Origin of the sequence: Rhizobacter sp. AJA081-3 (assembly GCF_017795745.1) — a bacterium.
Classification (GTDB): Bacteria; Pseudomonadota; Gammaproteobacteria; order Burkholderiales; family Burkholderiaceae_C; genus Piscinibacter.
This window is the reverse complement of the sequence record NZ_CP059067.1, coordinates 4469790-4479063: the sequence shown is the minus strand read 5'-3', so window position 1 is coordinate 4479063 and position 9274 is coordinate 4469790. Positions and strand designations below refer to the sequence as shown.

Genomic DNA, 9274 nt, shown 5'->3' with positions numbered 1-9274 from the left:
CCCCTGTCGCCGGAGCCTGGCGCCCCGGCCGCGTGCCGGCACTTCGTCTGACCACAGGGCACGCCGCCTGTCGACCGGTGAGCATGTTCGATACCGCACAGACACGGCGCCGGCGGCATGCGATCTTGCCGGAATCTTGCCCTACGAAACCCAACCCAGCTGCCGGAGGACGCTCGCGCCGGCGTCCGAGCGTGTGTGCCTGCGCTGTCTCTCCTGCGGCACCACCCCAGGGCACGCCGCACGATGAACTCGCGAGCCACTGCTGACCCGCCCCTGCCCTGGGGAACGGGCCCCTACAGCATCAAGCGCCACGGCACGACACTGACCAGCTGCGACAGCGAACCGGTGCAGACGCCGGGCTGCATCCAGGCCCATGGCGCGCTGCTGGTGCTGCGCCTGAGCGACCTGCGGATCCTGCAGGCCAGCGAAAACACCTTGCAGCACCTGGGCGAAGCCGCGGAGCAGTTGCTCGGCCAGCCGGTGGGTCACGTGGTGGGTTCCACGGGAGAGGCTCGCCTGCGCGAGATGCTGGCGCACGAGGCGCTGGAGCGCGGTCCGGCCTACGCGTTCACGCTGCCGGCGCGCTCCGGCGCGTTGCCGCTCGACGTCAGCCTGCACACCAGCGGCGGTGTGGCCGTGCTGGAGTTCGAGTCCACCGTGCGCGCCGGCCAGCACAGCGGCAGCGACTTCTTCCTGCTGGTGAAGTCGGCGGTCGGTCGCCTGCAGGCCGCTGCCAGCGTGCGCGGCTTCTGCCAGCAAGTGACCGAGGAAGTGCGCGCCATCACGGGCCTGGACCGCGTGATGGTCTACCGCTTCCACCCCGACCATCACGGCGAGGTCATCGCCGAAAGCAGGCGCGACACGCTGGCGCCCTGGCTCGGGCTGCACTACCCGGCTGCCGACATCCCGCAGCCGGCGCGCGAGATCTTCAAGCGCATCTGGATCCGCCCGTTGCCCGATGCCGCCGGCCCGCTGGTGGAAATGCTTCCACTGGCCAATCCCGACAACGGCCACGCGCTCGACATGACGCACTGCGCGCTGCGCGGCGCGTCGGTGATGTACACCGAGTACCTGGCCAACATGGGCGTGGCGGCGTCGCTCACGATGCCCATCATGCTCGACGGTGAACTCTGGGGCCTGATCGCCTGCCACCACTACGCCGCCACGCAGTTTCCCTACCAGGTACGCGCGGCCTGCGAACTGCTGGCCCAGGTGGCGTCGCTGCAACTGAAGTCGGCCGAACAGGCAGAACAGCTGTCCTACCGGCTGAGGCTGGAAGAAGTGCACCAGCAACTGGTGGCCCGCTCGGCACGCGAAGGCGACCTGCTCGCCCTCACCGCGCACCAGCCCTCGCTGCTCGATGCCATCGATGCCGGCGGCGCCGCGCTGTACCACCTGGATCGCTGGTGGTGCGTGGGCCGCGTGCCCGACGTGACTCAGCTCGACGAGCTGGCCGCGTGGCTGTACGGGCGGCCCGAACTGGAATCTGCGACACGGCCGGTCTTTGTCACGGATGCGCTGGCGCGTGCTTGCCCCGCCGCCGAGGGGTTGGAAGACATCGCCAGCGGCGTGCTCGCGGTGGCGCTGTCTCGCCAGCGGCGCGGGCTGATGATCTGGTTCCGGCCCCAGACCCTGCAGACGGTGAAGTGGGCGGGCAATCCGCACGACGAGCCGGCCGTTCCCGGCCCGCAGGGCCTGCGCCTGAGCCCGCGCGCATCGTTCGAGATCTTCGTCGAATCGGTGCGCGGGCAGTCGCCGCCCTGGGCGGGCATCGAGATCGATGCGGCGCTGCGCTTGCGCCTGCTGGTGCTGGAGCTCGTCATCACCCGTGCCGAACGCCTGGCCGACCTGAACGCCGACCTGACGCGCAGCAACGACGAGCTCGACGCCTTTGCGTACGTGGCCTCGCACGACCTGAAGGAGCCGCTGCGCGGCATCCACCGCTACGCGCACCAGTTGCTGGAAAGCGCAGAGGCCGTGGACGGCGACAACCGCAGGCGCATCGAGAACATGATGCGCCTGACCGTGCGCATGGACAGCCTCCTCGACTCGCTGCTGCACTTCTCGCGCGTGGGCCGGATGGAGCTGGAGCTGGAAGATGCCGACCTCAATGCGGTGCTCGAGGAGGCACTGGAGATGATCGGAGCGCAGCGGCCCGAAAGCCGCTGCAGCATCGAGATTCCGCGGCCGCTGCCGAACGCGCGATGCGACCCGGTTCGGGTTCGAGAGATCTACAGCAACCTGCTGGCCAACTCGATCAAGTACAAGCAGCAGGCCGACGTGCGCATCGAAGTGGGTTACCTCGCCGCAGATGAAGCGGCAGCGCGTCCCAACGCCCCGCCCGAAACCGCCGGGCAAGCCATCTTCTACGTCAAGGACGACGGCATCGGCATTGCCCAGCGGCACCACGAACAGGTGTTTCGCATGTTCAAGCGGATGCACGGCCGCGACGACTACGGCGGCGGCGTCGGCGCCGGTCTGACCATCGTTCAGAAGCTGGTGCAGCGCCACGGCGGGCGTGTCTGGCTGGATTCGAGCCTGGGCGTGGGCACCACGTTCTTTTTCACCTTGCCCGGCATGCCGGGGGAGGCGCGCTGATGCCTGGGCGACCCATCCTCGTGGTGGAGGACTCCGACGAAGACTTCCAGACCGTGCAGGATGCCGCCCGGCGCGCGCAGCTGCCCCATCCGATCGTGCGCGCCAGCTCCGGGAGCGATTGCCTGCGCCAATTGCACGGCGACCTGCGCGGCCGCCTGGGGCTGGTGCTGCTCGACCTGAACACGCCCGGTGACGATGGCCGCGAAGCATTGCGAGAGATCCGAAGCGACGACAGGTTCAAGGCCTTGCCGCTCGTGGTGCTCACCGCCTCGGCCAACCCACGCGACCTGCAGTTCTGCTACGCGCACGGCGCCAATGCGTACCACGTCAAACCGGTGGACCACGCCCTGCATCTGCAGGTTCTGCAGCAGATCTTCGCCTACTGGCTGGGCAGCGTCGTGCTGCCCGCCTGAACCTCCCCCTACCCAATGGCCAAACCGCCCTGGCACATTCTGCTGATCGAAGACAACGCGGAAGACTGCGCCGAGCTGCGACAGATGCTGTTGCTCGGTGGCAGCCGCCGCTACCGCTTCAGCGAGGCCCGGCTGGGCGCCGAGGGCATCTGCATGCTGCTCGACCCGCACAGCGGGCCGGTGGACTGCGTGCTGCTCGACTACGACCTGCCCGACATGAACGCCCATGCGGTGCTGGCGGCGCTGTGCCGCGACACCGGAATGCCGCCGTGCCCGGTGGTCGTGATCACCGGCATGGCGATGGAAGAAGGGCCGAATCTGCTCGGCGCCGGTGCCCAGGATTTCATCGGCAAGCGCTGGACCAGCGCCGACAGCCTGACGCGCGCTGTCGAGAACGCCATCGGACGCTTCGCGCTGCTGACCGAACGCCGGGGTGCGCAAGAAGCCCTGCGCACATCGGAAGAGCGCTACCGAGCCCTGTTCAACTCGATCGACGCGGGCTATGCCGTCATAGAGCTGAGCTTCGACTCAGCCGGCGACGCCATCGATGCCCACTACATCCAGGTCAACCCGGCGTTCGAGCAACAAACCGGCTTGCATGCGGCCGTGGGCCGGACTCTGCATGGCCTGGTGCCGGACATCGAGGACCTGTGGCTCAAGGCCTATGGACGCGTCGCCTCGACGGGCACGCCTGTGCGCATGGAGCGGCACTCCGAGGCCCTGCAACGCTGGTTCGATGTCTACGCCTTTCGTCTGGGGGATCCGCAAGCGCGCCAAGTGGCGGTGCTGTTCTACGACACCACGGAACGCAAGCGCGTCGAACTGGCGCTGATTGCCGCCAAGGCCGAGGCAGAGGCGGCGAACCGGGCGAAATCGGATTTCCTGCTCAGCATGAGCCATGAGCTCCGCTCGCCGCTGAGCGCCATGCTCGGCTTCACGCAGCTCCTCGAGGCCGGCACGCCCCCGCCCACGCCGGCACAGCAGGACAGCGTCCAGCAGATCCTCAGCGCCGGCTGGTACCTGCTGGGCCTGATCAACGAGATCCTCGACTTGACGTCGATCGAGTCCGGCAAGACCGTGCTGTCGTCGCAGTCGATGTCGCTGCAGGATGTGCTCGATGACTGCCGGGCCATGATCGAGCCGCAGGCGCAGGGTGGTGGCATCCGGCTGGTCTTCCCGCACTTCGAGCAGCCCTGCTTCGTGCAGGCCGACCCGACGAGGACGAAGCAGGTGCTCATCAACCTGCTGTCCAACGCCATCAAGTACAACCGCAGCGCCGGGCAGGTCACGGTGCGCTGCACCGTGACACCCGAGCAGCGCGTGCGCGTGAGTGTCGAGGACACAGGCCGGGGACTGGCGGCAGCGCAGATCGCGCAACTCTTCCAGCCCTTCAATCGGCTCGGAAAGGAGTCCGGCACCGAGCCTGGCACGGGCATCGGCCTGGTGATCTGCAAGCGGCTGGTCGAGCTGATGGGCGGTTGCATCGGTGTCGACAGCACGCCAGGCGTCGGCAGCTGCTTCTGGTTCGAGCTTGATGCGGCACCGCCGCCCGTTGACGACAGACGTGTGCCGGAGCACACCGTGCTGTACGTCGAGGAAGACGCTGGCCGACTGCTGCGCCTCGAAAGAATCCTTGCCCGACGGCCGCGTACTTGCCTGCTGCGCGCACGCGACATCGACGCCGGCATCAAGATGGCACGGTCGGCGCGGCCCGACGTGATCCTGATCGGCGTCCGCCCGTCGGACCCAGGCGGCCTGCAGGCCATGCAGTTGCTGGCCAGAGACCCGAGCACATCGCACATCCCTGTCATCGCACTGGGTGAAGACGCCATGCCGCGCGATGCCGAGGCCGCGCTGGCGGCGGGCTGCTTCAGATTCCTTGCGCAGCCCATGGAGAGCGACGCCTTCGTGGACGCGCTGGACCTGGCGCTTCAGCGAACCCACGCCATCGGCCGCAGCGCCACCACCCTGGAGAATGCCTGATGTTGACCGAAGCCGATCTTCTGAATGCCAAGATCCTGATCGTCGACGATCAGCAGGCCCATGTGCAGATGCTGGAACGCCTGCTGCACGAAGCCGGGTACACCCACGTGCAGTCGACGCTCGACCCGCTGCAGGTCGGCTCGATGCACCGCGAAAACCGCTACGACCTGATCCTGCTCGACCTGCTGATGCCCGGGCTGGATGGATTCGGCGTCATGGAAGGTCTGAGATCGGACACCGATGATGTCTGTTTGCCTGTGATCGTGCTCACCGCCCAACCCGGACACAAGCTGCGTGCACTGCAGGCGGGTGCCATGGACTTCATCAACAAGCCCTTCGACATTGTGGAAGTCAAGATCCGCATCCGGCACATGCTCGAGTTGCGCCTGCTCTACAAGATGGTGGCAGCGCACAACAAGCATCTGGAAATGACCGTGCTGGCGCGGACTGCCGAACTGCGGGAAAGCGAAGCCCGTTTCCGCAACCTGACCGCACTGGCGGCAGACTGGTACTGGGAACTGAACGAGGCGGGCGACTTCACGAAAGTGTCCGGCCCCGTCGCGCAGATCCTGGGCATGGTCGACGCCGCATCGGCCGGCGCAGCGGGGGCCGACGTCGGCGGCGCCTGGGACGCTGTCGGCTGCCAGGCGTTGAAGGACAACATCGCAGCGCGCCGGCCCTTCCTGGACTTCGTTCTCCACCGCCAGCGCGCCGACGGTTCGCGCGAGCAGTTCAGGATCAGCGGTGAGCCCATGCTCGACGAAACCTGCCGGTTCATCGGCTACCGTGGCGTCGGCGCGCAGGTTCTGCCGGAGCACTTGCCGTGATTCACGCGCATGCCGGCTGAGGTGAACACTCTGCTGCTGGAGCTCAACTCTCACTACAGCGAGATGGTCCAGCAGGCGACCACCGGTTTCGACGAGGTGCGCGCCCACGGCAACGAGATCGTCAACATCCGGGAAGCCGCCGGCACGCAGGTGTTCTTCCAGCAGGACAAGGACTGGTTCTATCGCGCCGAAGAGCGGCGCTGGATCACGATGAACGACAACAGCGGCGGCTACAAGAGTGGCCGCCGTGGTGGCAGGTCCGGGCCATGGTCGACTCCGCGTGAGCGAATCGTTGCTCCCGATCCCCGGCGATCGTGGACCTGCGGCGACGCCCAGCGGCAGAAGGCGGGACAGGCGTGCGACCATTCCCGCGTGACAGATGCGCCCACCCCTCGCCGCGCGGTCTGCGCGCGCTGCCTGCGCCCGCAGACGGCCTGCCTGTGCGCGCTGGCGCGGCCGACCGCCCATCGCACCGAGGTGCTCGTGCTGCAACACCCGCAGGAACAGCGCCAGGCGAAGAACAGCGTGGCGATGCTGCGCCTGTCTCTGGCGCACTGCGAGGTGGTCGTCGGCGAGCGCTTCGCGCCTGAGGTGCTGGAGGCTCTGCTGCAGCGCCCCGGCCGGCAGACGTGGCTGCTCTATCCGGACGTGCCAGCCGCGCCCGCGCCGGCGGCCCCGGGGACGAATGAAGGCGCGCCCGTGAGGCTGGTGGTCCTCGACGCGACGTGGCGCAAGAGCCTGCGGATGCTCCTCGAGCACCCGGCCCTGGCCGCGCTGCCCCGGCTGTCGCTGGACGCGCCCGCGCCGACCCGCTACCGCGAGATCCGCGCGGCGCGGCGGGCCGACCAGGTCTCGACGCTCGAAGCCACCGTTGCGGCGCTGGCGATGCTGGAGGGCCCGTCCTTCGATGCCGCGCCGCTGCTCGACGCCTTCGGCGAGTTCGTCGCAGGCGTGGCGGCCCGGCAGCGCCGGCCACGGCGTTTGGCGGCATGATGAGGCCATGCTCAAGACCCTGAACGATCTGCTCGACCGCCTGCTGCCGCCGCCGGCGCAGGCCAGCCCCGAAGCGACCGAGCACCTGCTGCAGCTCGCCACGGCCGTCATGCTCGTGGAGGTGATGCGCGCCGATGCCAGCTTCCATGCCGGTGAGCGCGAGGCGGTGCGAGCGGCCCTGCGCGACAAGTTCGCGCTGAGTGACGACGAGGCGCAGCGCCTGGCCGAGCTGGCCGAGGTGGCGGCGCGTGACGCCACCGATCTGTTCAGCTTCACCTCGCGCATCAACGAGCGCTTCGACATGCCGCAGAAGCTGCGCATGGTCGAACACATGTGGCACGTCGCCTATGCCGACGGGCACCTCGGCGACCACGAGCGCCACGTGCTGTGGCGCGTGGCCGACCTGCTGCACGTGCCGCAGGGCGCGTACGCCCACGCGCGCATGCGCGCCCAGCAAGCTGCGTCCGCAAAGGGATGAGCGGACGCGCCGGCGCGGCGACTAGAACTCACGAACAACGCTGACGGCCGCGGTCGCGAAACTTCGCCGGGCCACGATGGGGCTGTCTGCCGCCGCGTCGCTCAGCCGCGTGCCTGTCAGTGAAGCCCGCGCGCTCCAAGGCGTCGCGAGCCTGTATTCGGCGGCGACGCTCAAGGTGGTGCGATGCCAGCCTGCCCCCGGCGAGTAGACGCGAAAGCCGCTGGCTGCGGCCTGGGCCGACGTCACGCCGAAATGGGACTGCATGAAACCCCGGCCCGCCCATGCAGCCGCGGCCTCCACCTGAACTCCGAGCCGGTCGCTCAGTGCCACGCCGTGCCGCAAGGCGATGTCCACCCGGGAGGCTGCATGAGGCTCGTCACGCAGGGAGCGACGCGCCGTGACCAGCAGCGGGCCGAAGCCGACGAATGCACCGGCCTCGACGCTGCTGTCGATGTCGCCCATGCCCGCCAGGCGGCTGTCGCCGGGCGTGGGGTTCAGGCGCCCGGGCCGGCGATCGAGTCGCCCCGGGTCGCTGGTGAGCACCAGCCCGCAATGAAGCTCGTCGTCCCCGGGCGGCGCCCAGGTCAAGCCCTGTGGCCCCAGATCGAAGGTTCCAAGGGCCTGCGTTCGATACGACATCGAGACGTCCGGGAAGACGAGCGTCCGACGATGCGGGCTGCCTTCGTAGCTGCTGCTGGAAACGACGCCCAGCCCGAGTGTCGCGCTGAAGCCTTCGCGAGGCGGCGTGCTCTGGGCCTGTGCCACGAGTGGCGCCGCGACGATGACGAGCAACGCGCAAAGCGGCCGGGCGTTGGGTCGGTGGAAGTGGTCGAAGGGCAGGTTCAGGAGTCGGCGTCGAGGAGACTTCAGGTTCATGGAGTGCACGGGCTGTTCTGGAAGCGGCGCACTCTAGTGACCCGAGGCTTTGCAAATGCAAAGGGCCGGTGCCGCACATTCGTGGCAAAGGGGGCGGTCGATCTAACATGTCGGCCGGTACCGCGCAGGCGCCGCGGCCCAGCCCAGCCCAGCCCAGCCCAGCCATCGCACATGATTCGCTTCACGACCGACAAGTCGGAACTCGACCTGGCCCTGATTCATGGCTTTCTCAGCCAGCACTCCACCTGGGCCCGAGGCATCTCCCGGCCGCTCGTCGAGCGTGCCATCGAGCACTCGCTGTGCTTCGGCGGCTTTGTCGAACAGTCCCAGGTCGCGTTTGCCAGGGTCGTCTCCGATCACGCCACGTTCGCCTACCTCGCCGATGTCTTCGTGCTGCCGGCCTATCGAGGGCGCGGGTTTGGCAAGCTCATCACGCAGGCGGCCTTGTCGCACCCGGAGTTGCAGGGTCTGCGCCGATTCATGCTGGCCACGAGCAGCGCCCACGGCCTGTATGCGCAGTTCGGCTTCGCGTCTCCGGCGCGTCCCGAGTCGATCATGGAGCGGTACTTTCCGACCCTCTATCAAGACAGCCCCCCAGCTTGAGAGCGTGCCCCAGTGAAGAACCGAAAAAGCTTCATGGACTACCTCGCCGCCTATGCGCGCAAGGACCTCGGTGCCATCGACGGACTGTTCGCCGACGACATCCGCCTGCGTGACTGGAAGCTCTTCGTGCAAGGGCGGCGTGCCGCGCTCGCGGAGACCGCGAAGAACTTCGACGCGGCCCGTTCCATCGAGATCGACGTGCTGTCCACCCACGAGTCCGAGCGGGCGGTCGCCGGCGAACTGCGCATCCTGATCGACGGCGAGCTCGAACTCTTCGTGGTCGACGTCGTGGAGTTCAACGACAGCGGCCGCATCTGCGCGATCAGGGCCTACCTGGGTCGCCCGAGCGAGTAGCCGGTGACTCGCCTGCCCTTTGGTGCTATTCCGCGCGAGTCGGGCAGCGCCTAGATTCTCGACGCGCGACCGGAGGTGAAGCGCGATCCGACGGGTCGCTTGCCCAACCGGGCGCCCCTGGTGCACCGAGCGGCCCAGGGCCCTGTCAG

General features: G+C 68.2%; 9 protein-coding genes. 8 read left to right on the top strand and 1 reads right to left on the bottom strand.

Going from position 1 to position 9274, the window contains the following annotated elements; genetic code table 11:
* The first annotated feature begins 243 nt into the window (after positions 1-243).
* From HZ992_RS21270 to HZ992_RS21245, 6 genes are read left to right on the top strand one after another with little or no spacing between them, the layout of a single operon-like run.
* The gene (locus tag HZ992_RS21270; RefSeq protein WP_209383797.1) at positions 244-2598 is read left to right on the top strand and encodes an ATP-binding protein; all 2355 of its coding nucleotides are present in this window, start codon (positions 244-246) and stop codon (positions 2596-2598) included.
* The gene (locus HZ992_RS21265; protein ID WP_209383796.1) at positions 2598-3011 is read left to right on the top strand and encodes a response regulator; all 414 of its coding nucleotides are present in this window, start codon (positions 2598-2600) and stop codon (positions 3009-3011) included. The genes HZ992_RS21270 and HZ992_RS21265 overlap by 1 nt, the downstream gene beginning before the upstream one ends.
* Before the next feature lie 15 nt (positions 3012-3026).
* Positions 3027-4994: an ATP-binding protein gene (locus HZ992_RS21260; RefSeq protein WP_209383795.1), complete on the top strand. Its 1968-nt coding sequence runs from the start codon at positions 3027-3029 to the stop codon at positions 4992-4994.
* Positions 4994-5821, top strand: coding sequence for a response regulator (locus HZ992_RS21255; RefSeq protein WP_209383794.1), 828 nt, complete (start codon positions 4994-4996; stop codon positions 5819-5821). The genes HZ992_RS21260 and HZ992_RS21255 overlap by 1 nt, the downstream gene beginning before the upstream one ends.
* A 21-nt stretch (positions 5822-5842) precedes the next feature.
* Positions 5843-6814, top strand: a complete 972-nt coding sequence (locus HZ992_RS26200; protein WP_371816759.1) for a tRNA-uridine aminocarboxypropyltransferase — start codon at positions 5843-5845, stop codon at positions 6812-6814.
* A gap of 7 nt (positions 6815-6821) precedes the next feature.
* The gene (locus tag HZ992_RS21245) at positions 6822-7292 is read left to right on the top strand and encodes a tellurite resistance TerB family protein (protein WP_209383793.1); all 471 of its coding nucleotides are present in this window, start codon (positions 6822-6824) and stop codon (positions 7290-7292) included.
* 21 nt (positions 7293-7313) lie between these two features.
* On the opposite strand, the gene HZ992_RS21240 is transcribed toward HZ992_RS21245, so the two are convergent.
* Positions 7314-8168 carry a MipA/OmpV family protein gene (locus tag HZ992_RS21240; RefSeq protein ID WP_209383792.1) on the bottom strand — a complete coding sequence of 285 codons (855 nt, stop codon included), beginning with the start codon at positions 8166-8168 and terminating at the stop codon, positions 7314-7316.
* Between the two features lie 171 nt (positions 8169-8339).
* On the opposite strand from HZ992_RS21240, the gene HZ992_RS21235 reads away from it, so the two are divergent.
* Entirely contained in the window at positions 8340-8771 is a 432-nt protein-coding gene (locus HZ992_RS21235; RefSeq protein WP_209383791.1) for a GNAT family N-acetyltransferase, read from the top strand.
* Positions 8772-8804: 33 nt separating this feature from the next.
* Complete coding sequence (locus HZ992_RS21230; protein WP_209383790.1) at positions 8805-9125, top strand: nuclear transport factor 2 family protein; 321 nt, start codon at positions 8805-8807, stop codon at positions 9123-9125.
* Positions 9126-9274 lie beyond the last annotated feature (149 nt).

What these genes read in the sequence shown, in the direction of transcription:
- HZ992_RS21270 (WP_209383797.1), top strand. Translation starts at nt 244, where the DNA reads ATGAACTCGCGAGCCACTGCTGACCCGCCCCTGCCCTGGGGAACGGGC.
- HZ992_RS21265 (WP_209383796.1), top strand. Translation starts at nt 2,598, where the DNA reads ATGCCTGGGCGACCCATCCTCGTGGTGGAGGACTCCGACGAAGACTTC.
- HZ992_RS21260 (WP_209383795.1), top strand. Translation starts at nt 3,027, where the DNA reads ATGGCCAAACCGCCCTGGCACATTCTGCTGATCGAAGACAACGCGGAA.
- HZ992_RS21255 (WP_209383794.1), top strand. Translation starts at nt 4,994, where the DNA reads ATGTTGACCGAAGCCGATCTTCTGAATGCCAAGATCCTGATCGTCGAC.
- HZ992_RS21245 (WP_209383793.1), top strand. Translation starts at nt 6,822, where the DNA reads ATGCTCAAGACCCTGAACGATCTGCTCGACCGCCTGCTGCCGCCGCCG.
- HZ992_RS21240 (WP_209383792.1), bottom strand. Translation starts at nt 8,168, where the DNA reads ATGAACCTGAAGTCTCCTCGACGCCGACTCCTGAACCTGCCCTTCGAC.
- HZ992_RS21235 (WP_209383791.1), top strand. Translation starts at nt 8,340, where the DNA reads ATGATTCGCTTCACGACCGACAAGTCGGAACTCGACCTGGCCCTGATT.
- HZ992_RS21230 (WP_209383790.1), top strand. Translation starts at nt 8,805, where the DNA reads ATGGACTACCTCGCCGCCTATGCGCGCAAGGACCTCGGTGCCATCGAC.